Origin of the sequence: Pseudarthrobacter siccitolerans, from assembly GCF_001046895.1 — a bacterium.
Classification (GTDB): Bacteria; Actinomycetota; Actinomycetes; order Actinomycetales; family Micrococcaceae; genus Arthrobacter; species Arthrobacter siccitolerans.
Map to the genome: position 1 here is coordinate 397013 of NZ_CAQI01000044.1, position 25739 is coordinate 422751.

Genomic DNA, 25739 nt, shown 5'->3' on the forward strand with positions numbered 1-25739 from the left:
AAGGAAGCCTTCCCCCCAACAAGGTTTGAAGAACACCGCCAATCCACATGATCTGCCAATCCGGGACTGAGTGCAACGCGGCACCGGACGGTTACGCCTGGCCAACCCCCGCAAACGCCCGGAACATGGTCCGCTGGGGGCCCGAGGATCCGCCCAGGTACTGGCCGCGGTCTTCGAACCCGGCCCGCCGGTACGCGGACAGGCCCGCCGGATTCGCTTCGTTAACGGAGAGGACGACGCCGGCCTCTCCGGTCCCCTGCCGGCGGCTCAGTTTTTCAGCGGCCGCCACAGCGGCGGCAGCACCCAGCCGGCCGTAGCCTCTGCCCTGCTGCCGGCGGTCGATGAGGAACCCGCGCAGCAGCCAGGCGGAATGGTCGTCCGGCCAGCCGGCAAGCCTGGCTGCCCCTGCCTGCAGCGTAAGAACCCCCACGGCCTGGCCGTTGGACTCAATCACGTAGGGACGGCGGGACTCCTCCGCCAGCCCCGCCAGGGCCATCCGCAGCGGGTCACCGACAAACTTCTCCTGCCCGGGCCCCAGCTCCAGTCCCGCCACCGCCTCCAGCTGGATGGCGCGGGCGTCGTCGTCGAGGTCCTGCAGCGATATAAGCCAGACGCTGGATACCGCTCCGTTCAGGACTACTGGCCGGCGGATGCGCTGCCCGCGGTGGACTCCGCGGGGGCTCCGGCAGGGTCCATCCAGAAGACCTCCCACAGGTGCCCGTCCGGGTCCTGGAAACTGTGGTTGTACATAAAGCCGTGGTCCTGCGGGTCCTGGGACGCGGAGCCGCCATTGGCCAGGGCAGTACGGACGGCCTCATCCACTTCTTCCCGGCTGTCCACCGAGTAGGCGATGATTGCTTCCGCCGAGCCTTGGGTGCCGGACACGTCCTTGCTGGTGAAGGTTTTGAAGTAGGCCTCCACCAGGAGCATCACGCAGGCGTTCTCGTTCACGATCATGCACGTGGCATTCTCATCCGTGAAGTCAGGGTTGAAGGTGAAGCCGAGCGCCGTGAAAAAGTCCACGGTGCGGTTCAGGTCCTTGACGGGCAGGTTGAGGAAGAGTTGTTTAGGCATGGGCTCAAACTAGCACCCGCCCCTGACAGGTGTCAGCCCGTCCCCCGGTTCCTCCCGCAAAGGGCTGCCCGGGCCGGGCGCGTGGCTACTGGCCGTAAAAGACCCGCTCGAAGACCGCACGCGCCCGGCGGCTGACCCGCAGGTAGTCCTCCTCCAGGGCGGCGGCATGGCCTGGTTCGTAGCCGCACCAGCGTGCCACAGCTTCCAGGTCGCGCCGAGAGGACGGAAGCAGGTCCGAAGCCTTGCCGCTCCAGATGACGTTGGCGGACCTGATGCGGCTGGCCAGCCGCCAGGCCGCCGCGAGGAGCCGGGCATCTTCCCGCCCGAGCAGCCCAAGCTGCGTCGCGGCCTCCAGTGCAGCCACAGTGGAGGTGGTTCGCAGCTCCGGATGTTTGCCCGCATGCTGAAGCTGCAGCAGCTGGACCAGCCATTCGACGTCGCTGAGCCCGCCGCGGCCCAGCTTCAGGTGCCGGGCAGGGTCAGCGCCCCGGGGCAGGCGTTCCGACTCCACCCGGGCCTTGATCCGCCTGATTTCGCGCACGTCCTGCTCCGCCACGGACTCCGGGTAGCGGATGGGATCGATGAGGTCCAGGAAGTCTGCGGCCAAGGAGTCGTCGCCCGCCATGGGCCGGGCACGCAGCAGTGCCTGCGCCTCCCAGATCAGCGACCAGCGCCGGTAATACTCCGCGTAGGAATCCAGGGAGCGCACCATCGCCCCGCTCTTGCCCTCGGGGCGCAGGTCCGCGTCCACCTGCAGCACCCGTTCGGCCATGATCGCGGGCTTCAGGGGCTGGGTGAGGAGGCTGGAGACCTTGGCAACAATCCGCGACGCCTGCTCCTGCGCTTCTTCCTCGGAGAAACCCGGCAGTGCCCGGTGGACGTACATCACGTCCGCGTCGGACCCGTAGCCGATCTCGCGCCCGCCCTGCCGGCCCATGGCAACAACCAGGACAGCTGTTTTCAACGGCCCCTTGGCGGACACAATTCCTTCGGCCACACGCAGGGCACCCAGGACTGCAGCCCTGTCGGTGTCCGCCAGGGCGGTCCCCACCGCGTCCTGGTCCAGCAGCCCGGCGGAGTCGGCGATGGCGATCCGCAGTGTCTCGCGCCGCCTGATCAGGCGGATCAGCCGCATGGCACTTTCCGGATCGGCGTGGCGGGACATCTTGGACGTGATTTCCTGCCACTGTGCCTCGAAGCTGACCGGCACCAGGTCCTTGTCGTGGCCCAGCCACGCCACCGATTCCGGCGAGACTTCCAGCAGGTCCGCGATCAGCCGGGAGTTGGACAGGACATGGCACAGCCGTTCGGCTGCCGCCTTCGAGTCCCGGAGCATGCCCAGGTACCAGTGGGTGGTGCCCAGGGTTTCGCTGACCCGCCGGAAGGCGAGGAGGCCGGCGTCGGGATCCACGCCTTCGGCCAGCCAATCGAGCAGGATGGGCAGCAGCTGCCGTTGCAGGGCCGCCCTGCGGCTCACGCCGGCGGTCAGGGCCTCGATGTGGCGCATGGCGCCCTGGGGGTCCCGGTAGCCGAGGGCGGCGAGCCGGCCCTGCGCGGCTTCGGGCGTCAGCCTGGCGTCCTCGCTGCTGAGCTTGGCGGCCGTATTGAGCAGGGGACGGTAGAAGATCCGCTCATGCAGTTCACGCACCGAGCGTTTGGTCTTCTGCCACGCCGCGAGCAGGGCGTCCGGGTGCGGGCGCTCGTTCGAAAACGGCCCCAGCACGGCCTTGGCCAGTGCCCGGAGCGCCGGTTCGCCCACGGGCATGAGGTGCGTCCTGCGCAGCTGGAAGAGCTGGATGCGGTGCTCCAGGAGCCGCAAATACCGGTAAGCGTTGTCGAAGGCCGCAGCATCGGCCCGGCCGATGTAGCCCCCGGCGGACAATGCAGCGATGGCGGACGTGGTGTCGCGGCGGCGCAGCGATTCATCGGATTTGCCGTGCACCAGCTGCAGCAGCTGGACGGTGAATTCGACGTCGCGCAGTCCGCCGCGGCCCAGTTTGATCTGCCGCTGCTCCTCCGCGGGCGGGATGTGTTCGGTGACCCGGCGGCGCATGGCCTGGACGGATTCAACAAACCCGTCGCGGCCGGCCGAGCTCCAGATCAGCGGGGTGACGGCCTCTTCGTACAGTTGGCCAAGGGCTGCGTCGCCGGCGATGGTGCGGGCCTTCAGCAGTGCCTGGAACTCCCAGCTCTCCGCCCAGCGCGCGTAGTACGTCTGGTGGGAGGCCAGGGTCCGGACCAGCGGCCCGGATTTGCCCTCCGGCCGAAGGTTCGCGTCCACCTCCCAGAGCCCGGGTTCGCGGGCAACGGATGAGATGGCCCGGGAGATGCCGCTGGCCAGGGCAGTGCCGATGGTGGCAGCAGCATCGTCAAGGCCATCGGACTCCACCACGTAGATGACGTCGACGTCGGAAATGTAGTTCAGCTCGCGGGCTCCGCATTTGCCCATGCCAATGACCGCCAGGCCCACGCCCGCGATGTCGGAGGCACTGAACTGGCTGGCAGCTTCAGCCCGCGAGACGGCGAGGGCGGCCTCGATGGCCGCGCCGGCAAGGTCGGCGAGCTCCCCGCCCACGGACGGCATGAAGTCCAGGGGGTCGGCGGCGCACAGGTCCTTGACGGCCAGGTCCACGATGCCCCTGCGGTAGGCCGTCCGAAGCGCCGCGTAGGCGTCGGTTCCTGTGACGGCGGCGACAGGCCGGGCGGCGCGGGGATCGGCGCCGACGGATTGCAGCAGCGAAGCACGCAGCTCCTGCGGATCCGCCGGCAGCGGCTCAGGGCTGGGACGCACCTCGAAAGCGGCGAGGTGTTCCGGGTGGCGGATGAGGAACTCCCCCAGCGCCTCGGATGCTCCCAGGACCCGGTACAGCGGTTCGCTGGTCTCGGGGTCAGCCGCGGCAAGCTCCCGCAGGGCGGGGTGCTTCTCGATCAGGCGGACCAGGGACTGCAGGGCCGTGTCCGGGCTGGCAGCCATCTGGAGCCCCGCGAACAGCCTGTCTTCGTCCAGTCCTTCGAGCTCGCGGGCAGCGAGGAACCGCTCGCCCTTTTCGAGGTCGCTGAAGCCGGCGGAAATCAGGCGCCGTGCGAGGCTCACCACCGCTCCCTAGAGAATGCCCAGGTTGCGCTGCAGCTCGTAGGGCGTGACCTGGAGCCGGTAGTCCTGCCATTCGGCCCGCTTGTTGCGCAGGAAGTACTCGAAGACCTGCTCGCCCAGGATCTGGGGCATAAGTTCGGAGTCCTCCATGGAGCGGATGGCGTCATGCAGGCTTGCCGGAAGCGGGTCATGGCCCATGGCGCGGCGCTCGGCCGAGCTCAGCGACCAGACGTCGTCCTCAGCGGCGGCCGGAAGGTCGTAGCCTTCCTCGATGCCCTTGAGCCCGGCGCCCAGCAGCACGGCGTACGCCAGGTACGGGTTGGCTGCCGAGTCGATGCCGCGGTACTCGATCCGCGCCGACTGGCCCTTGCCCGGCTTGTACAGCGGGACGCGGACCAGCGCGGAACGGTTGTTGTGTCCCCAGCTCAGGTAGCTGGGAGCCTCGCCGCCGCCCCAGAGGCGCTTGTAGGAGTTCACGAACTGGTTGGTGACGGCTGTGAACTCGGGCGCGTGCTTGAGGATGCCGGCAATGAACTGGCGGGCGGTCTTGGACAGCTGGAATTCCGCCCCGGCCTCGTAGAAGGCGTTGGTGTCGCCCTCGAACAGGGAGAAGTGGGTGTGCATGCCCGAGCCGGGGTGCGACGTGAACGGCTTGGGCATAAAGGTGGCGTACGTGCCCTGCTGCAGCGCCACTTCCTTGATGATGGTGCGGAAGGTCATGATGTTGTCCGCCGTCTGCAAGGCGTCGGCGTAGCGGAGGTCAATCTCGTTCTGGCCGGGTCCGCCCTCGTGGTGGCTGAACTCCACCGAGATTCCCACCGATTCCAGCATGGTCACGGCTGTCCGGCGGAAATCCTGCGCCACGCCGCCGGGGACGTGGTCAAAGTAACCGCCCTCATCAACGGGCACCGGCGCGCCGTCGGGTCCCGGCTCCTGGGACTTGAGCAGGTAGAACTCGATCTCGGGGTGCGTGTAGCAGGTGAAGCCCATGTCCGCGGCCTTCGCGAGCGTGCGCTTGAGGACGTTGCGCGGATCCGCGGCGGAAGGCTCGCCGTCGGGTGTGAGGATGTCGCAGAACATGCGTGAGGTCTGCTCGGTTTCGCCGCGCCACGGCAGGATCTGGAAGGTGGACGGGTCCGGCTGCGCCAGCATGTCGGACTCGAAGACGCGGGCCAGCCCTTCAATGGCCGAGCCGTCGAAGCCGAGGCCTTCCTCGAAGGCACCTTCAACTTCGGCCGGCGCCAGGGCCACGGACTTGAGTGAACCCACGACGTCGGTGAACCACAGGCGCACGAAACGTACGTCGCGCTCTTCGATTGTGCGCAGGACAAACTCTTGCTGGCGGTCCATGATGGCCTCTTCTGTCGGTCAACGTCCATGCCCCGGTCCGCAGAGGAGGAAGCCGGAAAGCAGTTCACCAACACTGTACTAAGCAATTGGCGCCAGTGCTTGAGCCTGCGGGCCCCGTAACACAGCGTTAACACGTGGGCAGAGCCAAGAGCACCGGCCGCAGGGCCCGCGCAAAGCCGCCGCACGCCTGCCCATATGACGCGAATCACCCGGACGGGAGCCGCCGGCGCTGGTAAGGACTGCAGGTGCGGCACTACGCTCATGCCATGGCCACAAGCAACAGCTCCGACTCCAGCGTGCCCGCCGACGTTCCCGCCCCCTATGGCAGCGGTCCTGCCCAGGGCGGCACGGCGGCTACTGCTCCGAAGCCGGCAAAGGTCCGCATCCACCACCTGCAGCAGGCTAAGGATGACGGCACGAAATTCGCCATGCTGACTGCCTACGAGCAGTACACGGCAGAAATTTTCGACGCCGCCGGCATCGAGGTGCTCCTGGTGGGAGACTCCGCCTCCAACAATGTCTTCGGCAACGAAACCAGCCTTCCCGTCACCGTGGACGAACTGCTTCCCCTCTGCCGGGCTGTGGCACGTTCCGCCAGGCGCGCGCTGGTAGTGGCCGACCTGCCGTTCGGCAGCTACGAGGTTTCGCCCGAGCAGGCGGTCGCGGCGGGTGTCAGGTTCCTGAAGGAGGGCCTCGCGCATGCCGTAAAGATTGAGGGCGGGAAGTACTACGCGCCCACCGTCCGCGCCATGGTGCAGGCCGGGATTCCCGTGATGGCCCACATCGGTTTTACTCCCCAGAGCGAGCACGCCCTGGGCGGGTACCGGGTCCAGGGCCGCGGCGACGACGCCCAAAGGTTGATTGACGACGCCGTCGCGCTGGCTGAGGCGGGCGCCTTCAGCGTGCTGATGGAAATGGTCCCAGCGGAGACTGCCGCCGCCGTGGACGCTGCCGTCAGCGTTCCCACCGTCGGCATCGGCGCCGGCAAGGAAACCACCGGCCAGGTGCTTGTATGGCAGGACATGGCCGGCCTCCGGGGCGGCAGGATGGCCAAGTTCGTCAAACAGTACGCGGACCTGCGCACCACGCTCCTTGACGCCGCCGCCGCCTACGGCGAGGACGTCCGGTCCGGCCAGTTCCCCGGCCCGGAACACACCTTCTAAGCCCGGCGGCGCCGACTGACGGCACCGGGCCGGCAACCGTCCGGGCGCCTTGATGGTGTCTTGGGGGTACTGCGGAAGCGGACGTCAAGGTGAGGCCGCCCGCGGCCGAGGCAGTCCGCGGAGTAGTGCCGCCAAGACTCCCTGCCCAGCAAAGCCGTCAGTCGTCGTCGTCCTGCTTGTCCCACGCCTCATTGCGCGCGCGGACCTTTTCCAGGGCGTGCTCGGCTTCTTCCCTGCTTTGGTAGGGGCCGATCAGCTGGCTCCAGTCCGACAGCCGGTCCTCCTCCACCTCGTGGGTCTTGATGTTGTACCAGTACTCGGTCATCGCTGTTCCCCGTTCTGCCGGCAGGAAGCTGCGGCGTGATGCGCGTAACTTAAATTCTTACGCGGCACGGACCCGCCTCCCGGTTGTTAGGCCTTCTGTGGTGCCTTATATGATCAATCTATGCCTTCCCTTGCCTCGACTGCACCCACCGGCACCCTCACCCCGGGAACCGTGAGCCCGCAGCGTCCAGTACCGGCGTCCATCCCCCGCCCGGAGTACGTCGGCAAACCGGCACCGGCCAAATTCACCGGTTCGGAGGTCAAGTCTGCCGAGACGATCGAGAAGATCCGCGTGGCCGCGAAAATCGCCGCGCAGGCCATCGTTGAGGTGGGCAGGCATATCGAGCCCGGCGTCACCACGGACCAGCTGGACAAGATAGGCCACGAGTTCCTCCTTGACCACCACGCATACCCCTCCACGCTCGGATACCGCGGATTTCCCAAGTCCTTGTGCTCGTCCCTGAACGAGGTCATTTGCCACGGGATACCGGACAACACCGTGGTCCGCGACGGCGACATCATCAATATCGACATCACGGCGTACATCGGCGGCGTCCACGGCGACACCAACTACACTTTCCTCGTGGGCGACGTTGACGAGGAATCCCGGCTCCTGGTGGAACGGACGCAGGAATCCCTGAACCGGGCCATCAAGGCGGTCGCCCCCGGCCGCGAGATCAACGTAATCGGCCGTGCCATCCAGTCCTACGCCAAAAGGTTCGGCTACGGCGTGGTCCGGGACTTCACCGGCCACGGCGTGGGCGAAGCGTTCCATACCGGGCTGATCATCCCGCACTACGACGCCGCACCCGCATACAACACCGTCATCGAGACCGGCATGGTGTTCACCATTGAACCGATGCTTACGCTCGGAACCGTGGAGTGGGACATGTGGGCCGATGACTGGACAGTGGTCACCAAGGACCGCAAGCGCACCGCGCAGTTTGAGCACACCCTGCTGGTAACAGATACGGGCGCGGAGATCCTCACGCTGCCCTGACCGGCCCGCCACCGGCATCGCCCACGATCAAATGCCGCCGCCGGTGGCAAGAACCACCGCTGCCGAACAGCAGCCACCGCAGACTTAGCAACAACCGGGCCGGCCGCCCGCCGCCCCTCCCCTGCCCGCCCCTGCCACGAACGGAAACCCATTGGCCAAGAAGGACGAGAAGTCGCACAAGAACGCCCCGCTGATCGGCATCGACATCGGAGGCACGGGAATCAAGGGCGGCATCGTCGACCTGAAGAAGGGCAAGCTCCTGGGTGAACGGTTCCGCGTGCCCACCCCGCAGCCGGCCACTCCCGAGTCGGTCGCCGAGGCGGTGGCGCTGGTGGTTTCCGAGCTCTCTGCCCGTCCCGAAGCCCCCGCCGCCGGCTCTCCCGTGGGCGTAACGTTCCCCGGCATCATCCAGCACGGCGTGGTCCATTCCGCGGCCAACGTGGACAAGAGCTGGCTCAACACGGACATCGACGCCCTCCTGACCGCCCGCCTGGGCCGTCCCGTAGAGGTTATTAACGACGCCGACGCCGCCGGGCTCGCCGAAGCGCGGTACGGCGCCGGGGCCGGGGTTGCCGGCACAGTCCTGGTGATCACGCTGGGCACCGGCATCGGCTCTGCCTTCATCTTCGACGGCAAGCTGGTGCCTAACGCCGAGCTGGGCCACCTGGAGATCGACGGCCACGACGCGGAGACCAAGGCCTCCGCCGTGGCCCGTGAACGCGACGGCCTGTCCTGGGACGAATACAGCGTCCTGCTGCAGCGCTACTTCTCCCACGTCGAGTTCCTCTTTTCCCCCGAACTGTTCATCGTGGGCGGCGGCATCTCCAAGCGCGCGGACGAATACCTGCCCAACCTCAAGCTCCGCACGCCCATCGTCCCGGCGGTCCTGCGCAATGAGGCCGGCATCGTGGGCGCCGCCATCGAAATCGCGCTGAAGCACAAGCTCGCCAAGTAGAAGGCATCCCTGCAAGCAGGCAGCAAGGCCCCTTCCGTTCGGAAGGGGCCTTGCTGCAGCAAAGATGATGCCGGTGGTGGCTGCGGCTTCCCCTCCACTGCCACCACCGGAGATGAGGGCGAGCCCTTAGAGCGGGCTCTTTTCGGTGGTTTTGGCACCCTTCGCAGCGGTGCCGTTGGCGTCGTGTTCGGCTTCCTGGCGGAGCAGGGCGATGGCCGTTTCAAAATCTTCGAGGGATTCAAAAGCCTGGTACACGCTGGCAAACCGGAGATAGGCCACTTTGTCCAGCTTCTGCAACGGCCCGAGGATCACGAGACCAACCTCGTGCGCATCGATTTCGGCCGCACCCGAGGAGCGGATCTGCTCCTCGACTTCCTGTGCGAGCAACGCGAGGTCGTCTTCGCTCACTGGCCGCCCCTGGCATGCCTTGCGGACGCCGTTGATAACCTTGCTGCGGCTGAAGGGCTCCCCTACGCCGGACCGCTTGATCACGGACAGGCTGGTGGTTTCCACTGTGGTGAACCTGCGCCCGCATTCGGGGCACTGGCGGCGGCGCCGGATGGCCGAGCCATCGTCAGCCATGCGGCTGTCCACCACCCGGGAATCAGGGTTGCGGCAGAACGGACAGTACATGGCGTCCCTTCTTTCGCTTGGTGGCGGCTCGAGCGGCGCTCAAGGGCACAGAGGACCTTGCAGCGCCTTTAATTCTATGTCCCGGCATGGGGTAATAACAAGCGTGTAACTACTACATCTTGTGGTGCCCACTACTACATGGCGTTAGAGTGTTCCGGCAGCCCCGGGGAAACGGGCCGTCACAGCTTGCCCGTGTGCGGGCAGGTCTTCGGCACCGGAAAGGCTGACAATGTGTCCGCTGACCTCTGCGAGGGCTTCGCGGCTGTAGTTCACCACCTGGATGGCGCGCAGGAAAGTGGTGACGTTCAGGCCGGAGGAAAAGGCGGCCGTACCGCTGGTGGGCAGCACGTGGTTGGAACCTGCACAGTAGTCGCCCAGGGATACGGGGCTGTAGTCTCCCACAAAGATGGCGCCCGCATTGCGGATCCTCGCAGCCACGGCGGCGGCATCCCGGGTCATAATCTCCAGGTGTTCGGCGGCGTACGCGTCACAGGCTGCGATGCCCTGTTCCAGGCTGTCCACCAGGACAGCCCCTGACTGGGGGCCGGAGAGCGCTTCGCGGACCCGGGCCGAGTGCTTGGTGGCGGCGGCCTGCAGGTCAAGCTCTGCGCGGACGGCGGCGGCGAGGTCCTCCGAATCGGTGATGAGCACCGATGCTGCCTTGGGATCGTGCTCCGCCTGGCTGATCAGGTCCGCTGCTACCAGTGCGGGCTGGGCGCTGGAGTCCGCCAGGATGGCGATCTCCGTGGTCCCCGCCTCGGAGTCGATTCCCACCACGCCCTTCACCAGGCGCTTGGCCGTAGCCACGAAGATGTTCCCGGGCCCGGTTACCACGTCCACCGGCTCCAATGCAGGGCCGGACTCCGTGGCCGGCACCCCATAGGCAAACGCTGCGATCGCCTGTGCTCCGCCGATGGCGTACACCTCGGTGATGCCCAGCAGGGCTGCGGCGGCAAGGATGGTGGGGTGCGGAAGTCCTGCGAACTCCTTCTGCGGCGGCGAGGCCAGGGCGATGGACTCCACCCCGGCAGCGAGGGCCGGCACCACGTTCATGATCACCGACGAGGGGTAGACGGCCAGGCCGCCCGGAACGTAAAGGCCCACCCGCGCCACCGGCACCCAGTTCTGGCTGACCAGGGCGCCGTCGCCCAGTTCGACGTCAACGTTCCGGGGGCGCTGGCCGTCGGCGAAACGGCGTGCACGGCTGATGGATTCTTCCAGTGCCCGCCGCACGGCAGGGTCCAGCTGCTCAAGGGCGGTGGCGAGAGCCTCTTGCGGAACCAACGGGTGGTCCTGTTCCACGCCGTCGAAACGGAGGGCGAACCCGGCCAGCGCATCGAAGCCACGCTGGCGCACCGCTGCAATGATGTCGAGGACCTTCTCCTCAGCATCGGCCACTGTCTGGCCCTGGGCGCGCGGGACGGCGGCCCGAAGCCCCGCAAGGGTCAGGTTCCTGCCCCGGAGGTCAACGGTGCGGAAGCTCACGGCGGCGGCAGGGGTGGCGGGAAACTCCGAAGAAATGGTCACCGCACTATTTTACGGGCCCAGCCGCAGGGTGCCGCTCCTCCTCCGCGCCGCCGTCGTCCTTCCTGCCCAGGAGGTGCATCAGCTCCAGCACAAACACGGACACGGCTGTGGCGGCAGGCCACAGCAGCAGGACCGGCCAGGCGCGCAACGAAAAAGCGATGCTGGCGTTCGCGGTGGCATCCACGGCCGGGCCGAACAACCGGGCGGACAACACCCCCGTCTGCCAGGCCAGGACCGCGCCGCACAGGCCGCCGGCAAGGCCCATCAGGAGGTCCGCCTGCGGATCCTGGCGCTTTTTGTCGGCCAGGAACACAGCCAGCAGGCATCCTGCGAAGGCCAGGAGCCCGGCCAGCGTCAGGTCCCGAGGGAGCCACACTTGCGGGTGCGCGCCGTCGCCGAGGACCGGATCCCGGGTGATCAGGTTGAGGCCGCCCGGCGCCAGCAGCCACCAGAGAATCCCTGCCGGTACGCCGGCCACCGCCGGCAGCACGAGCATGGCCCAGGGCAGCCGCGGACGAGTGCGTCCGGTCCGTTGTGTCATGCAACAAACCTTAACAGTTGTTCCGGCGGCTTAACTCCCGGACGCGGGGCTTCCGGCAATTCCCCGCCTGCCCGGCAGGCCCATAGAGTGGAAGGAGAGAAGACAGCCACACACCATCAGGAGTTCGACGTGACCGACAACGAGGCGCCCTTCGAACGGACGTTCAAGGAAATGTTCCGGCGCCACGCGGCCGGGGTCGCCATCATCACGGTCAACTACCAGGACCGGCCGTTCGGCTTCACCGCCACGTCGGTCGCATCCTTGTCCGCAAAGCCGCCGCGTTTCACCTTCAACATGGCCCGCAGTTCCAGGTCCTGGCCGGCCGTGGCGAACACCACCCACATCGGGGTCCACATGCTCGGCCTCGAAAACCAGGCGCTGGCCGACAAGTTTGCCCGCGGCACCAACCGCTTCGAGGGCGACCACTGGGAAGTGGGGCCGCACGGCGTGCCGGTGCTGAAGGACGTGGCCGGATGGCTGATCGGCGAGGTGCAGATGCGCCTCTCATTCGAGAACAACGCCGTGGTGGTGGTCCAGGTGGTGGACGGCCAGGTGGGCGGCGAAGGATCCCCCCTGCTGTACCACGGCGGCGCGTACGGCCAGCCGGTCCCGCTGGACTACGAAATTTAGTTCCGCCCACGTGGCGGCCGACGGCGGCAGGTGCCTCCCGCCGTCGGCCGTTCCTTTGTCAGGCGTCCAGGCAGGCCGGGCCCAGCAGGACCTTCAGGTCACCGAAGAGCGACGGGCTCGGGTTTACCCGGAGGTGGACCGGCAGGCCCATGATCTCCGTGCGGGTATCACCCTGCAGGTGCAGCCGCACCTCGGAATTGCCGCGGTGCGTCCGGAGCACGTCACCCAGCTCCGTGACCACGGCCTCCGTGGCCTTGTGCGTGGGCATGGTGATCACCAGGGGTCCGCCCAGGCCTTCGCTCAGGTCCGGCACGGAAAGTTCCATGCAGTTCAGGGTGATGGCGCCGTCGTCGCGCTTCTGCAGGCGCCCCTTGACCACCACGATCAGGTCCTCGGCCAATACCGAGGCAATGGGTCCGTAGACCTGGCCGAAGAACATCACTTCCATCGAGCCGCCCAGGTCCTCCACCTCCGCCCGGGCGTAGGCGTTGCCGCTGGCCTTCGCAATGCGCCGGCTCAGGGACGTGATCATGCCCGCGATGGTGATGATGGCGCCGTCCTGCGGGCCGTCTTCCCCCAGGACGGACGTGATGCTCATTTCGGCGTGCTGGCTCAACACCCCTTCGAGGCCCTGCAGCGGGTGGTCCGAGACGTACAGGCCCAGCATGTCGCGCTCGAAGGAGAGTTTGTCCTTCTTCTCCCACTCGGGCAGGTCCGGAATTTCGATGCTCAGCGAGGATTCCGACTCCGCTTCCTCGAAGCCGGCGAAGAGGTCGAACTGCCCGATCGCTTCGTTCCGTTTGAGCGTGATGACCGAGTCGATGGCTTCTTCGTGGATCATCGCCAGGGCGCGGCGGTGGTGGCCCAGGGAATCGAAGGCGCCGGACTTGATCAGCGACTCGATGGTGCGCTTGTTGCAGACCACGGCCGGGACCTTCATCAGGTAGTCCTTGAAGGAGGTGAAGGCGCCCTCACTCTCCCGGGCCGCCACCATGGCCTCCACCGCGTTGACGCCGACGTTGCGGATAGCACCCATGCCGAAGCGGATATCGTTGCCCACCGGGGTGAAGTTCAGCGCGGACTCATTGACGTCCGGCGGCAGCACGGTGATGCCCATGCGCCGGCATTCGTTCAGGTAGATCGCGGACTTGTCCTTGTCGTCGCCCACGGACGTGAGCAGCGCAGCCATGTACTCGGGCGCATAGTGGGCCTTGAGGTACGCGGTCCAGTAGGAGATCACGCCGTAGGCGGCCGAGTGGGCCTTGTTGAAGGCGTAGTCGGAGAAGGGCAGCAGGATGTCCCACAGGGTCTTCACGGCCTCCATGGAGTAGCCGTTGTCCTGCATGCCCTGCGAGAAGCCGGCGAACTGCTTGTCCAGTTCGGATTTCTTCTTTTTGCCCATGGCGCGGCGGAGGATGTCTGCCTGGCCCAGCGAGTACCCGGCCAGCTTCTGCGCCACGGCCATGACCTGTTCCTGGTACACGATCAGGCCATAGGTTCCGCCGAGGATCTCCTTGAGGGGTTCCTCCAGTTCCGGGTGGATGGGGATGACTTCCTGGATCCCGTTTTTCCGCAGCGCGTAGTCCGTGTGCGCGTTGGCGCCCATCGGGCCCGGCCGGTAGAGGGCCAGCACAGCGGAGATGTCTTCGAAGTTGTCAGGCTTCATCAGCTTGAGCAGTGACCGCATCGGTCCGCCGTCGAGCTGGAAAACGCCCAGGGTGTCGCCGCGTGCCAGCAGTTCATAGGACGGGGCATCATCGAGCTCGAGGTTCTCAAGGTCGAGGTCGATCCCGCGGTTCATCTTGATGTTCTCGAGGGCATCGGAAATGATCGTCAGGTTCCGCAGGCCCAGGAAGTCCATCTTGATCAGGCCAAGGCCCTCGGACGTCGGGTAGTCGAACTGCGTGATGACCTGGCCGTCCTGGAAACGGCGCATGATCGGGATGACGTCGATAATCGGATCCGAGGACATGATCACGCCGGCGGCGTGGACGCCCCACTGGCGTTTCAGCCCCTCGATGCCAAGTGCTGTCTCGAACACCTTGGCGGCTTCCGGGTCGGTGCTGATCAGCTGCCGGAAGTCCCCGGCCTCGCTGTAGCGCTTCGCCTCCGGGTTCTGGATGTCCGCGAGCGGGATGTCCTTGGCCATGACCGCGGGCGGCAGCGCCTTGGTCAGCTGCTCGCCCATGCTGAAGGGGTAGCCGAGCACGCGCGAGGAGTCTTTGAGCGCCTGTTTGGTCTTGATGGTGCCGTAGGTGACGATCATCGCCACACGCTCGTCACCGTACTTGCGCGTCACGTAGTCGATGACTTCGGAACGGCGCCGGTCATCGAAGTCGACGTCGAAGTCAGGCATCGAGACACGGTCGGGGTTGAGGAAGCGCTCGAAGATCAGGCCGTGGCGCAGCGGATCGAGGTCGGTGATGCGCATCGCGTAGGCCACCATGGAACCCGCACCCGAGCCACGGCCCGGGCCCACCCGGATCCCGTTGTTCTTGGCCCAGTTGATGAAGTCGGCAACCACGAGGAAGTAGCCCGGGAAGCCCATGGACGTGATGACGCCGAGCTCGTAATCGGCCTGTTTGCGGACCTCGTCCGGGATTCCGGCCGGATACCGGTACTGCAGCCCCTTATCCACTTCCTTCACGAGCCAGGAGGTTTCGTCCTCCCCCGGCGGGCATGGAAAGCGTGGCATGTAGTTGGCGTCCGTGTTGAAGGACACTTCGCAGCGCTCGGCGATGAGCAGCGTGTTGTCGCAGGCTTCCGGGTGGTCGCGGAACAGCTCGCGCATCTCCTGCGGCGACTTGAGGTAGTAGCCGCTGCCGGAGAACGCGAAGCGGGAGCCGCCGTTGTCGTAGGTGGGTTCGAGGAGGGTTGAGCCGGACTGGATGGCCAGGAGGGCCTCGTGGGCCTTGGCGTCGTGCTCGTGCGTGTAGTGGAGGTCGTTGGTGGCGACGAGGGGAAGGTTCAGTTCCTTCGCCAGCCGCAGCAGGTCGCCGGTCACGCGCCGTTCGATGTCCAGGCCGTGGTCCATCAGCTCGCAGAAGTAGTTGTCTGCGCCGAAGATGTCGCGGAACTCGGCGGCAGCCTCAAGCGCTTCGCGGTACTGGCCCAGGCGCAGGCGCGTCTGCACCTCCCCGGACGGGCATCCCGTGGTGGCTATCAGGCCCTCGGAGTAGGTGTTGAGCAGTTCCCGGTCCAGCCGGGGCCACTTGCCGAAGACGGAGTCCAGCGATGCGATTGATGAGGCACGGAAGAGGTTCCGCATCCCCACGTTGTTGTAGCTGAGCAGGGTCATGTGGGTATACGAGCCGCCGCCGGAGACGTCGTCCTTGCGCTGGGACTCCTCGCCCCAGCGCACGCGTCCCTTGTCGGTGCGGGCGGTACCCGGTGTTACATACGCTTCGACGCCGATAATGGGCTTGATGCCCTTGTCCGTGGCCTTCCGCCAGAAATCGAACGCGCCGAAAAGATATCCGTGGTCCGTGGTGGCAAGTGCCGGCATACCCAGTCGTTCGGTTTCGTCGAACAGCTCACCCAGGCGGGCGGCTCCATCCAGCATCGAGTACTCGGTGTGCGTGTGCAGGTGGACGAACGAATCATTGCTGGAAGTCACCGCACTATTCTAAGCGCTGGCCCGAACGGGGACCGTCAGGCCCGCCCCGACTCCAGCACTTGCAGAGCAAACGCCAGGTCCTGCGGGTAGTCGCTGACAACACGCACGGACTCCCCCGTGACCGGGTGCTCAAAACCGAGTTCCCGGGCGTGCAGCCACTGGCGGGTCAGCCCCAGCGTGGCGGCGAGCCGGGGATCGGCACCATAGGTGAGGTCGCCGGCGCAGGGGTGGCGCAATGCGGAGAAGTGCACCCGGATCTGATGGGTACGGCCGGTCTCCAGGTGTACTTCCACCAGGCTCGCTTTGCCGAAGGCTTCCACTACTTCGTAGTGCGTGACGGACGGCCGGCCGTCCTCGATGACGGCAAACCGCCAGTCGTGCCCGGGGTGCCGGCCGATGGGGGCGTCGATGGTGCCCACCAGCGGATCGGGCAGCCCCTGCACCACTGCGTGGTAGACCTTGTCCACGGTGCGCTCCTTGAAAGCCCGTTTCAGGGCTGTGTAGGCGCGCTCCGACTTGGCCACCACCATCGCTCCAGACGTGCCGACGTCGAGCCGGTGGACAATACCGGCGCGCTCCGGCGCACCTGACGTGGAAATCCGGTATCCGGCCCCGGCAAGGCCGCCCACAACAGTGGGCCCCACCCAGCCCGGCGAAGGATGGGCGGCAACACCCACAGGTTTATCAACCACAACGAAATCGTCGTCGTCCAGCAGGATCTTCAGGCCTTCCACAACTTCCTCCACGACTTCCAGGGGGTCACGCCGTTCGGGCAAGCTCACCTGGAGGACATCCCCGGCCACGAGTTTGGCCGACTTGCCCAATGCTTTTCCTTTGCTGAGGATATGGCCCTCGGCGATCAGGGTTGCCGCGAGGGAACGCGAGATCCCCAGGAGCCCGGCTACCCCGGCATCCGCGCGGGACCCGCCGAACTGTTCAGCGACGACGACGCGCTCAAGCATCACCGGACTTTTCCTTCCGTGCCGTCAGCCGGGTTCCGTCCAGGGAGATGCCCCGCAGCGTCAGGATGCAGATGATCGTCACTGCCGAGACCACCGCTGAGTCGGCGATGTTGAAGATCGCGAAGTTCGGCAGCTGGATGAAGTCAACCACGTGCCCCATGCCGAAGGACGGTTCCCGGAAGAGCCGGTCCGTCAGGTTGCCCAGCGCACCGCCCAGCAGCAGGCCAAGCGCCACGGACCACCACAGGGAGCCGAGCTTGCGGACCTGGAACAGGATGGCGACGGCCACGGCGGCCATGATGATGGAGAACACCCAGGTGACGTTTTCCCCGATGGAGAAGGCAGCCCCCGAGTTCCGGATGAAGTACCAGTGCAGTACAGGCGGCAGTACGGGAATCCGCTCCCCTTCCACCATGGCGGACGTGACCCATAGCTTCGTCAGCTGGTCCAGCACGTAGGCAAATACTGCGAACCCGGCAAAGAGGGACAGCAGCACGGCGCGGCGGGGGCGCGGGGAGGGCGGGACAGGGCGCGCGGCGTCGGCGGCAAGTTCGTCAGTCATGATGCTTTCATTCGTAAAACCGGTGTTAATGCCAAAAGCCGGCGGCCGAGGAATCCTCAGCCACCGGCTTTCAGAATACGTGCTTTGACAGACTAGTTGGCTTCGCTGACTTCCGGCGTAGCCACAGAACCACGGGCGTCGAGGTCGCGCAACTGGCCCTCGATGTAGGCCTTCAGGCGTGAACGGTAGTCGCGCTCGAAGCCGCGCAGCTGCTCCACCTTGCGCTCGAGCACAGAACGCTGCTGCTCCAGGGCGCCGAGGATCTTGCGGGACTTCTCCTGAGCGTCGTTCACCAGGCTGCTGGCCTCGATCTGCGCCTCGGCGATGATCTTGTCCTTCTGCGCCTGGCCGTCTGCGACGTGGCGGTCGTGCATCTGCTGGGCCATGGCGAGCAGGCCGGCAGCCGACTCGGCTGAGGCGGTGGCGGCCGGAGCGGCAGCAACAGGAGCGGCAGCAGCCGGGGCAGCCTGCTGGACGTCCTTCTTCTTGCGCTCTTCGGCGGCCTTGGCTTCTGCTTCGGCCTTCTCGCGGGCTTCGTCCTTGTCGGACTTGACGGGCGCGGGGACCTTTTCCACCACGGGCGCGGCAACGGTGCTGGCCGGCACGCTGGAACCGGCTTCGGCGAGCTTCTTGCGAAGTTCGTCGTTTTCCTGGTTCAGGCGGCGGAGCTCGACGACGATCTCGTCCAGGAAGTCATCAACTTCGTCCTGGTCGTAGCCTTCGCGGAACTTGGTCGGCTGAAAGCGCTTGTTGACAACGTCTTCTGGCGTCAAAGCCATCTGGTCACCTCACTGGTCTGGTTAGTCAGTAGGCCTTCCGGCCGTCAAAACTACGGTACCTAAATTTGGTCTTGTTCCTCTAATTCAACACTGCGGTGTCAAACGCGAGTTTTTTCTTCACATGGCATTCGCGGTTCCCTGCGGGTTCCGTCCCTGCCCTGCTGGTCTATCCGGTAAATCAGGCGAGGCCCCTGGTGATCCCCATGGCAATGCTGACGCCGATGAACAGGACCAGGAAGCCCAGATCGAGGGAGATGCCGCCCAGGCGCAGCGGCGGGATCAGCCGCCGCAGGCCGTTCAGCGGCGGATCGGTGATGGAGTACACGGCGTGCGCCACCACCAGGGCTGCTCCCCGGGGGCGCCATTCCCGGGCAAACATTTGGACCCAGTCAAAAACCAGGCGAATGATCAATGCGACAAAGAACAGCAAAAGTGCGAGATAGACAAGCCCGAAAACAATTCCCATGACTTACTTCATATCTCCATGTCCTTTGTGGATACCGCGGTGTCCTGCGGATGTGTCTTGTCTATTTCAGCACAGATGCCAGGCAGGTGTATCCCTGCCTGGCATCTGCTTCAGCCTGCGGCTCAGCTTTGGTTGAAGAAGCTGGCAGTGGTCTCGCTGGCCTTTTTGTCGTCACCGATGACCTCAACGTAGGACGGCGAGAGCAGGAAGACCTTGTTGGTCACGCGCTCAATGCTGCCCCGGAGGCCAAAAACCAGCCCGGCGGAGAAGTCCACCAGGCGCTTCGCGTCAGCCTCACCCATGTCCGTAACGTTCATGATGACGGGGATGCCGTCGCGGAAGCTTTCGCCGATGAGTTTGGCATCGTTATAGGAGCGGGGGTGGATCGTGGTGATCTGGCGGAGGCCGGTGGCCTCCTCGCGGCTCGACGCCGCGCGTTTGATGGGGGTCACTGGGGCGCGGTATTCCTCTTCGGGGGTGTAGGACGATTCGCGGCTGACCTCACGGACGGGTGCAGGCGCACGGCGCTCCTCGCGGTCAGCTTCCATCGTTTCGTCCTCATCCTTACGTGTGGTCTGTTGCTCGGACTCGTAGTGTTCATCGCCGTCGGCGAGCCCAAGATAGATCATTGTCTTGCGCAGAGCGCCGGCCATGGTCGACTCCTAATCGTGTCCGTAAGCGGGCCGCCCAATGGCTTGATAGCACTGGAGTCCCCCGCCCATCACTTCCAATAGCACCGACGCTACCCCACGGGGGGACGCGATCCGAGAATATCGGAGCCGATTCTCAGGTGTGTCGCTCCGAAGGCGATGGCGGCTTCGAGGTCCTGGCTCATGCCGGCGGAAATGGCGGCGGCTGCGGGATGCTCCGCGACCAGCCGGGCTGAAACCCCGGCAAGTTTTTCGAAGGCCGCCTCCGGCGGGACGCCCAGTGGCGCTACCGCCATCACCCCCGCCAGCTCCAGGCCGGCGGAGGTTGCTATCCGTTCGGCAAGGGGCAGCACGTCTTCCGGGACGGCGCCGCCCCGGTGCGCTCCGGCGTCGTCCTCCAGGCTGACCTGGATGAAGCAGCGCAACGCAGCCCGCCCGGTGTTCCCGCGCTCAACCTCGGCGGCGCGGGCCAGTGCGTCCACGAGCTGGGGCCGGTCAACGGAGTGTACGGCCGCTGCGTAGCGGAGCACCGATTTGGCTTTTTTGCTTTGCAGCTGGCCCACGAAGTGCCAGGTAATGCCATACTCCGCCAGCTCAAGCGCCTTCGCCGACGCCTCCTGGTCGCGGTTCTCGCCCACATCGGTGACACCCAGCGCCGAGAGCCGTTTGATGTCCTCGGCGGGGTGGAACTTGGTCACCACTATCAGGGTGGGCAAGTCTTCCTGGCGGCCGGCGGCACTTGCCGCCGTGGCGATGCGCTGGTGCACTGCGGCCAGGCGCGTTCCGAGTTCCTGTGTCCGTGCGTCGCTGCCTGCGGCGGCCTCAGTCATGGCACCACACCAGGCCTGCGAAACGCCCGGTGAACTTGTTCCTGCGGTATGAGAAGAGTGACGGTGTTTCAAGAGTGCAGGGTCCGCTGTATTCGACAGCGACGCCCGCCTGTTCCAGCTGGCTGCGGGCACCCGCCGGCAGGTCCAGCCCCGGAGTTCCCCATGTGGTGGTGCTCAGTGAAGCCGGAACGGCGGCGGTCACCTCAGCCTGCAGTCCGGCCGGCACCTCGTAGCAGTTGCCGCAGATGGAAGGACCCAGCCAGGCGCGGATCCCGCCGGCACCGAGGGACTTCATGCTGTCCACGGCCGCCGGGATAACCCCGTTGGCGATCCCGGGACGGCCTGCATGTACAGCCGCCACAACAGGTCCCTCCGGAGCATCGCCGGCGAGCAGCACAGGGATGCAGTCCGCGACCATGACTGCAAGCGGGACACCGCGGGACACCATTGCGTCGGCTTGCGGCGCGGCGGTGTCCTGGTCCATGACCGCTACGGCATTGCCGTGCACCTGGTTCATGAACCGGAGCCCCTTCGGCGCGACGCCGATGGCCCGTTCCAAGTCCCTGCGGCGCCGGCCCACCTCGTCAGGATCATCCCCCACGTGCAGTGCCAGGTTTCCGGCGTCGGCGTCAGTAAAAGCGACAGAGAGGCCGGGCCGGATCTCGGCGCGCCAGTGGAACAAGCCGGGTCCTACTTCAGAAAGTCGGGGACATCCAGGTCATCCGAGTGGCTGCCGGTGAGGTCCGGCTCCACCACGGAGGGGAGGTCGACGTCGAAGCCTGAGTCAGCCGGGACAGCGGAGGGCCGCTGCTGGCCCCAGTTGCTGAGCCCCGCGGCGCCGACGCCGGCGTGGATGGGCTGGACGCTGGCGTGGTGGCTGCCGGCGGACGGCGCCTGGGCAGGCGCCGGAGCAGTCGCAGGTGCCGCCGGGCGCTGCGGAGCGGCCTGGGGCTGGGACTGGTCCATGGAGGGCGAGGTGGCCTTGACGTCGTCGAAGCCGGCCGCGATGACGGTCACGCGGGCTTCGTCGCCCAGGGCGTCGTCGATGACGGCGCCGAAGATGATGTTCGCCTCCGGGTGTGCCACCTCCTGGACGAGGCGGGCAGCTTCATTGATTTCGAACAGGCCGAGGTCCGAACCGCCCTGGATGGACAGCAGGACGCCGTGCGCGCCGTCGATGGAAGCTTCCAGCAGCGGCGAGGCGATGGCAAGCTCGGCGGCCTTCACGGCGCGGTCTTCGCCGCGGGCGGAGCCGATGCCCATCAACGCCGAGCCCGCACCCTGCATGACGGACTTGACGTCGGCGAAGTCAAGGTTGATCAGGCCGGGGGTGGTGATGAGGTCGGTGATGCCCTGGACGCCGGAGAGCAGCACCTGGTCGGCGGAGCGGAAGGCATCGAGCACCGAGACGTTGCGGTCGCTGATGGAGAGGAGGCGGTCGTTGGGGATCACGATCAGGGTGTCCACTTCGTCGCGCAGGGCGTCGATGCCGGCTTCCGCGGAACCGGCACGGCGGCGGCCTTCGAAGGTGAACGGGCGGGTGACCACGCCAATGGTCAGGGCGCCCAGGGACCGGGCAATGCGGGCGACGACGGGAGCGCCGCCGGTGCCGGTGCCGCCACCTTCGCCGGCGGTGACGAACACCATGTCGGCCCCGCGCAGGACTTCCTCGATCTCGTCTGCGTGGTCTTCGGCAGCCTGCTTGCCTACCTCGGGGTTCGCGCCTGCGCCGAGGCCGCGGGTCAGCTCGCGTCCCACGTCAAGCTTGACGTCGGCGTCGCTCATCAGCAGGGCCTGGGCGTCGGTGTTGATGGCGATAAATTCAACACCTCGGAGGCCGACCTCGATCATGCGGTTGACTGCGTTCACGCCACCGCCGCCGATGCCGACGACTTTGATGACGGCCAAGTAATTCTGCGGAGCTGCCACGTTACGTGTCCCTTGTTCGTGTCTTATTGCTAAATCTGATGAAGAGCTTAATGCCTGCAACCTTAACCTTCGAGTTGAAGGTTATAGTTATGTCAAGTAACTCATGTCTGTGACGGTATTTCCTCTGGTTCACACATTCAATAACCGGCTCCGCGTGTCGGATTAATACCGGAAAGAAAGCGTGTCAGCGGGTCACAGGGTGCCGGGGCACACTGACGTCGTACACCTTGACCGGGTTCTTCGGATCCACCGGAGCCTTGAGCAGTGCCGCCAGCACTTTAGCTTTGAGTTCCTTCTCGCTGGCATTGCCCCAGATGATGGTCTGGCCGTCAACAAGCTTGAGCTCCACCGCGTCCACCGACTGGGCCGAGGCATTGGAGAGCTTGGCCAGCACATCCGGCGGCAGGGCGCCCAGCACCTCTGCCGTGGCCCGGAAAAGATCCTTACCGATGGTACCGGCACCGCCGTCGATGACGGGCAACGACACCGACGCCGGATCAGCTGTCGAGGCCAGCTGGATGCCTTCCACGTCAACCAGCTGGTACTGCTCCCCCTGCTTCACCAGCGCCACCGGCACGCGTTCGCGGACGGCAACGGCAAGGCCCGACGGCGGACGCGCCTCCGCGGATACCGACTTCACCTGCACCAGCGGCTCGAGCAGGCGGCCTACTTCCTCGTCGGTGACCTGCGGCAGCGGTTTGCCGCGCAGGGGTTCCAGCGCGGTTTCCACCTGGGCCGGCGTCAGCAGGTGCGTCCCGGACACCGAGATGGTCCGCACGGCCAGGGCTGGGGAAAAGACCGCAACGGCAAGGAGCCCGGCCACCACGGCGACCAGGATGGCGGCCGCCACCAGGATGTTCTTCTTCCGCCGTTTCCCCTTGGGTTCGGGAAAAGCCACAACGTTCCCGGCGCTGCCGGAGGCCTGCGGGGCCCCGCCCGCATGTTCCTGGTCCGGCGCGCCTTTGCGGAGGGCTCCTTTTTTGGGTGCGTCCTTTTCCGGTCCGCCCTTTCCCAGTCCGGCGAAGGGCGCTTTCCTGGCCTTCGGGGCCGGCTGCGGAGCAGGCTCCGGCGCAGGCCGCGAGGCGGAGATGACGTCGTGGCTGGTGTCCGCATCCGGGCCGGACCGGGTGCCGGGATTGCCCGGCCGCCGGCCTGTGGACGTGTAAGTGGGGCGGCGCGGGCTAGGCACGCAGGGCCTCCACGATCTGCGGCCCGTACGCCGTTACGTCGCCTGCACCGGCGGTAAGGATGATGTCACCCTCCCCCGCCGCACCGGCGAGTGACGCTGCCGCCGCGGCGGCCGGAACCAGCCGCCCGCCCTCGTCCAGGTAATCGGCGATGAGCTGGCTGGTGACGCCGGGAATCGGATCTTCGCGTGCGGGGTAGATGTCCAGCACCCAGGCAGTATCGGCAAGGTTCAGGGCCTCGGCGAACTCCTTGGCGAATTCCCGGGTCCGGGAAAACAAGTGCGGCTGGAAGAGCACATGCACCTTGTTGTCGCCGGCCACCGACCGGGCCGCGGCAAGGGCCGCGCGGACTTCGGTGGGATGGTGGGCATAGTCGTCGAAGACCCGCACGCCGCGCGCCTGGCCTTTGAGTTCGAAACGCCGTGCTGCACCGGAGAAGTGCGCCAGGGCTCCGGCCGCCACGGCAGGCTCCACGCCCAGCTCAAGAGCCACGGCAAAAGCGGCGGCCGCGTTCAGGGCGTTGTGCCGTCCCGGCACCTGCAGCTCAAGCGGGAACCGGCCGGCCGGAGTGGACACCGCAACGTCTCCCGGACCGCCGTCGTGCAGCACCAGGTCCGCTTCGCTGCCCGTGCCGTAAAGGATCACGCGGGTGTTGCCGCGATCCCTGGTGCGCCGCGCCAGGGCCAGGGCGCCGGCGTCGTCCGCGCAGGCCACCAGTACGCCGTCGGCGGGCAGCAGTTCTGTGAACCGGTCGAAGGATTCGTAGACGGCTTCGGCGGTGCCGTAGTAGTCCAGGTGGTCCGGCTCCACATTGGTGACCACAGCGATCTTCGGCCGGTAGTTCAGGAACGACCCGTCGGATTCGTCTGCCTCGGCCACAAAGATGCCGGACGTGCCGTGGGCCGCGTTCACGCCGAGAGCCGGGACGTTGGCTCCGATGGCAAAGGAGGGATCGAGGCCGGCACCCTGCAGCAGGACGGCCACCATGGAGGTGGTGGTGGACTTGCCGTGGGTTCCGGCTACAGTCACCACCACGTCCTCCCCCATGGTGGCGGCGAGGGCTTCCGAACGGTGCAGCACCGGCAAGCCGGCCTCCCTCGCTGCCGCCAGCTCCGGATTATCGGCGCGGATGGCGGAGCCGGCCACCACGGTCTGGGCGTCCGCCAGGTTGGCAGCGTTATATCCGACGGCGATGCGCGCGCCGGCGGCGGCGAGGTCCGCCATCACCGGCAGGTCCTTGGCGTCAGAGCCGCTCACGGGAACACCGCGGGCCACCATGATCCGGGCGACGGCGGACATGCCTACGCCACCGATCCCCACGAAGTGGACCCTGCCCAGCGACGCCAGGGTGGGGATGCCGTGACTCATTTGGATACCGCTTCCATGACAAGACCAGCCATGCGCTGGTCAGCGTTTCGAATACCAAGCCGGTAGGAATTGGCTGCCATGGTGGCGAGCCGGGATTCATCGGTGACAAGCGGGATGAGTTCCCGGCCCACCCACTCGGGCGTGAACTCCTTGTCAGACACCAGCACGGCGCCCCCGGCGGCTACCAGTCCGGCAGCGTTGAGCGCCTGTTCGCCGTTGCCGATGGGCAGCGGTACCAGGACGGCGGGCACGCCGGCGGCGGCGACCTCGCAGACTGTGGCGGCTCCGGAGCGGGCCAGCAGGACGTCGGCGGCCGCGTAGGCGAGCTCCATGCCGTCGATGTATTCCACCTGGCGGTAGCCGTCGGCAGCCAGCGGCCTGCCGGCGTCGTCCAGGACGGACTTGCCGCGGCCGGTGACGTGCAGGGTCTGGATACCGGCCCCGGCCAGCTGCCCCAGGGCGCCGGCGATGGTCCGGTTGATGCTTTGTGCCCCCGATGATCCGCCGGTGACGATCAGCGTCGGTTTGGCCGGGTCCAGTCCGAGGCTTGCGCGGGCTGACGCGCGGGCCGCGGACCGGTCAAGGTGGGAGATTTCGGTGCGCATGGGCATGCCCACGTGCACGGCGGCGCGCAGCGGTGTGGTGTCGAAGGCCACGGCCACGCGTTTGGTGAACAACGCCCCCACCCTGTTGGCCAAGCCTGGGCGGATGTTGGCCTCATGGATCACGATCGGGATGCCGCGCTTCCGCGCCGCGAGGTACATGGGGGTGCACACGTACCCGCCCACACCCACCAGCACGTCCGCTGCGGCGTTGTCCAGGATGGCACCGGCCTGCCGCACGGCTCCGGCGAGGCGTTGCGGAAGGCGCAGGAGGTCAGCGGAAGGCTTCCGCGGAAACGGCACGCGGTCGATCGTGGCGAGCTCAACCCCGGCGGCGGGAACCAGCCGGGTCTCCATCCCGGCGGGGGTGCCGACGGCGAGGATCGCCGCGGCGGGAGCGGCGTCGCGGATGGCTGCTGCGATGGCCAGGAGCGGACTGATGTGGCCGGCGGTTCCGCCGCCCGCCAGGACGATTGAGGGATTGTTCGAGGTCATCT

24 protein-coding genes are annotated in these 25739 nt (G+C 66.6%); 4 read left to right on the forward strand and 20 right to left on the reverse strand.

Going from position 1 to position 25739, the window contains the following annotated elements:
- Window positions 1-91 precede the first annotated feature (91 nt).
- The 4 genes from ARTSIC4J27_RS12560 to glnA all read right to left on the reverse strand — a co-directional run bounded on the left by ARTSIC4J27_RS12560 (window position 92) and on the right by glnA (window position 5518).
- Window positions 92-634, reverse strand: coding sequence for a GNAT family N-acetyltransferase (locus ARTSIC4J27_RS12560; RefSeq protein ID WP_200900826.1), 543 nt, complete (start codon window positions 632-634; stop codon window positions 92-94).
- 2 nt (window positions 635-636) lie between these two features.
- Complete coding sequence (locus tag ARTSIC4J27_RS12565; RefSeq protein WP_050055504.1) at window positions 637-1074, reverse strand: VOC family protein; 438 nt, start codon at window positions 1072-1074, stop codon at window positions 637-639.
- 85 nt (window positions 1075-1159) lie between these two features.
- The gene (locus tag ARTSIC4J27_RS12570; protein ID WP_050055505.1) at window positions 1160-4168 is read right to left on the reverse strand and encodes a bifunctional [glutamine synthetase] adenylyltransferase/[glutamine synthetase]-adenylyl-L-tyrosine phosphorylase; all 3009 of its coding nucleotides are present in this window, start codon (window positions 4166-4168) and stop codon (window positions 1160-1162) included.
- 9 nt (window positions 4169-4177) lie between these two features.
- Window positions 4178-5518, reverse strand: coding sequence for a type I glutamate--ammonia ligase (gene glnA / locus ARTSIC4J27_RS12575; protein ID WP_050055506.1), 1341 nt, complete (start codon window positions 5516-5518; stop codon window positions 4178-4180).
- Between the two features lie 266 nt (window positions 5519-5784).
- Between glnA and panB the strand changes: the two genes are divergently transcribed.
- Window positions 5785-6681 (forward strand): 3-methyl-2-oxobutanoate hydroxymethyltransferase, encoded by an 897-nt coding sequence (gene panB / locus ARTSIC4J27_RS12580; protein WP_050055507.1) that lies wholly within the window; start codon window positions 5785-5787, stop codon window positions 6679-6681.
- Between the two features lie 157 nt (window positions 6682-6838).
- Here panB and ARTSIC4J27_RS22545 read toward each other — a convergent pair whose 3' ends face one another.
- The gene (locus tag ARTSIC4J27_RS22545; protein WP_152683865.1) at window positions 6839-7006 is read right to left on the reverse strand and encodes an SPOR domain-containing protein; all 168 of its coding nucleotides are present in this window, start codon (window positions 7004-7006) and stop codon (window positions 6839-6841) included.
- Between the two features lie 120 nt (window positions 7007-7126).
- On the opposite strand from ARTSIC4J27_RS22545, the gene map reads away from it, so the two are divergent.
- Complete coding sequence (gene map, locus ARTSIC4J27_RS12585; RefSeq protein WP_050055508.1) at window positions 7127-8005, forward strand: type I methionyl aminopeptidase; 879 nt, start codon at window positions 7127-7129, stop codon at window positions 8003-8005.
- A 151-nt stretch (window positions 8006-8156) separates the two neighbouring features.
- Window positions 8157-8960 (forward strand): polyphosphate--glucose phosphotransferase, encoded by an 804-nt coding sequence (gene ppgK, locus ARTSIC4J27_RS12590; RefSeq protein WP_050055509.1) that lies wholly within the window; start codon window positions 8157-8159, stop codon window positions 8958-8960.
- A 126-nt stretch (window positions 8961-9086) separates the two neighbouring features.
- Here the strand turns inward: ppgK and nrdR are convergent, their stop codons facing one another.
- From nrdR to ARTSIC4J27_RS12605, 3 genes are all read right to left on the reverse strand, one after another.
- Entirely contained in the window at window positions 9087-9593 is a 507-nt protein-coding gene (nrdR, locus tag ARTSIC4J27_RS12595) for a transcriptional regulator NrdR (protein ID WP_050055510.1), read from the reverse strand.
- A 144-nt stretch (window positions 9594-9737) separates the two neighbouring features.
- Window positions 9738-11120, reverse strand: a complete 1383-nt coding sequence (gene hisD, locus ARTSIC4J27_RS12600; protein WP_050055511.1) for a histidinol dehydrogenase — start codon at window positions 11118-11120, stop codon at window positions 9738-9740.
- A gap of 4 nt (window positions 11121-11124) precedes the next feature.
- Entirely contained in the window at window positions 11125-11661 is a 537-nt protein-coding gene (locus tag ARTSIC4J27_RS12605; RefSeq protein ID WP_050055512.1) for a hypothetical protein, read from the reverse strand.
- Between the two features lie 129 nt (window positions 11662-11790).
- On the opposite strand from ARTSIC4J27_RS12605, the gene ARTSIC4J27_RS12610 reads away from it, so the two are divergent.
- Window positions 11791-12291 (forward strand): flavin reductase family protein, encoded by a 501-nt coding sequence (locus tag ARTSIC4J27_RS12610; RefSeq protein ID WP_050055513.1) that lies wholly within the window; start codon window positions 11791-11793, stop codon window positions 12289-12291.
- Between the two features lie 58 nt (window positions 12292-12349).
- Here ARTSIC4J27_RS12610 and dnaE read toward each other — a convergent pair whose 3' ends face one another.
- From dnaE to murG, 12 genes are all read right to left on the reverse strand, one after another.
- Window positions 12350-15907 (reverse strand): DNA polymerase III subunit alpha, encoded by a 3558-nt coding sequence (gene dnaE, locus ARTSIC4J27_RS12615; RefSeq protein ID WP_050055514.1) that lies wholly within the window; start codon window positions 15905-15907, stop codon window positions 12350-12352.
- A gap of 35 nt (window positions 15908-15942) precedes the next feature.
- Window positions 15943-16869 (reverse strand): RluA family pseudouridine synthase, encoded by a 927-nt coding sequence (locus ARTSIC4J27_RS12620; protein WP_050055515.1) that lies wholly within the window; start codon window positions 16867-16869, stop codon window positions 15943-15945.
- Complete coding sequence (gene lspA, locus ARTSIC4J27_RS12625; RefSeq protein WP_050055516.1) at window positions 16862-17431, reverse strand: signal peptidase II; 570 nt, start codon at window positions 17429-17431, stop codon at window positions 16862-16864. Before lspA ends, ARTSIC4J27_RS12620 begins: the two co-directional genes overlap by 8 nt.
- A gap of 92 nt (window positions 17432-17523) precedes the next feature.
- On the reverse strand, window positions 17524-18210 hold the full coding sequence (locus ARTSIC4J27_RS12630) for a DivIVA domain-containing protein (protein ID WP_050055517.1): 687 nt from the start codon (window positions 18208-18210) through the stop codon (window positions 17524-17526).
- Between the two features lie 178 nt (window positions 18211-18388).
- Window positions 18389-18676, reverse strand: coding sequence for a YggT family protein (locus tag ARTSIC4J27_RS12635; protein WP_050055518.1), 288 nt, complete (start codon window positions 18674-18676; stop codon window positions 18389-18391).
- Window positions 18677-18798: 122 nt separating this feature from the next.
- Complete coding sequence (locus ARTSIC4J27_RS12640) at window positions 18799-19329, reverse strand: cell division protein SepF (protein ID WP_050055519.1); 531 nt, start codon at window positions 19327-19329, stop codon at window positions 18799-18801.
- An 89-nt stretch (window positions 19330-19418) separates the two neighbouring features.
- Window positions 19419-20156 carry a YggS family pyridoxal phosphate-dependent enzyme gene (locus ARTSIC4J27_RS12645; RefSeq protein WP_050055520.1) on the reverse strand — a complete coding sequence of 246 codons (738 nt, stop codon included), beginning with the start codon at window positions 20154-20156 and terminating at the stop codon, window positions 19419-19421.
- Window positions 20149-20838 carry a polyphenol oxidase family protein gene (locus tag ARTSIC4J27_RS12650; protein ID WP_050055521.1) on the reverse strand — a complete coding sequence of 230 codons (690 nt, stop codon included), beginning with the start codon at window positions 20836-20838 and terminating at the stop codon, window positions 20149-20151. Before ARTSIC4J27_RS12650 ends, ARTSIC4J27_RS12645 begins: the two co-directional genes overlap by 8 nt.
- A gap of 8 nt (window positions 20839-20846) precedes the next feature.
- Complete coding sequence (ftsZ, locus tag ARTSIC4J27_RS12655) at window positions 20847-22085, reverse strand: cell division protein FtsZ (protein WP_050055522.1); 1239 nt, start codon at window positions 22083-22085, stop codon at window positions 20847-20849.
- A gap of 184 nt (window positions 22086-22269) precedes the next feature.
- Window positions 22270-23274: a cell division protein FtsQ/DivIB gene (locus ARTSIC4J27_RS12660; RefSeq protein WP_050055523.1), complete on the reverse strand. Its 1005-nt coding sequence runs from the start codon at window positions 23272-23274 to the stop codon at window positions 22270-22272.
- The gene (gene murC, locus ARTSIC4J27_RS12665) at window positions 23267-24640 is read right to left on the reverse strand and encodes a UDP-N-acetylmuramate--L-alanine ligase (RefSeq protein WP_050055524.1); all 1374 of its coding nucleotides are present in this window, start codon (window positions 24638-24640) and stop codon (window positions 23267-23269) included. Before murC ends, ARTSIC4J27_RS12660 begins: the two co-directional genes overlap by 8 nt.
- A complete protein-coding gene (murG, locus tag ARTSIC4J27_RS12670; protein WP_050055619.1) occupies window positions 24637-25737 on the reverse strand; it encodes an undecaprenyldiphospho-muramoylpentapeptide beta-N-acetylglucosaminyltransferase in 1101 nt (366 codons plus the stop codon). The genes murC and murG overlap by 4 nt, the downstream gene beginning before the upstream one ends.
- Window positions 25738-25739: the final 2 nt, after the last annotated feature.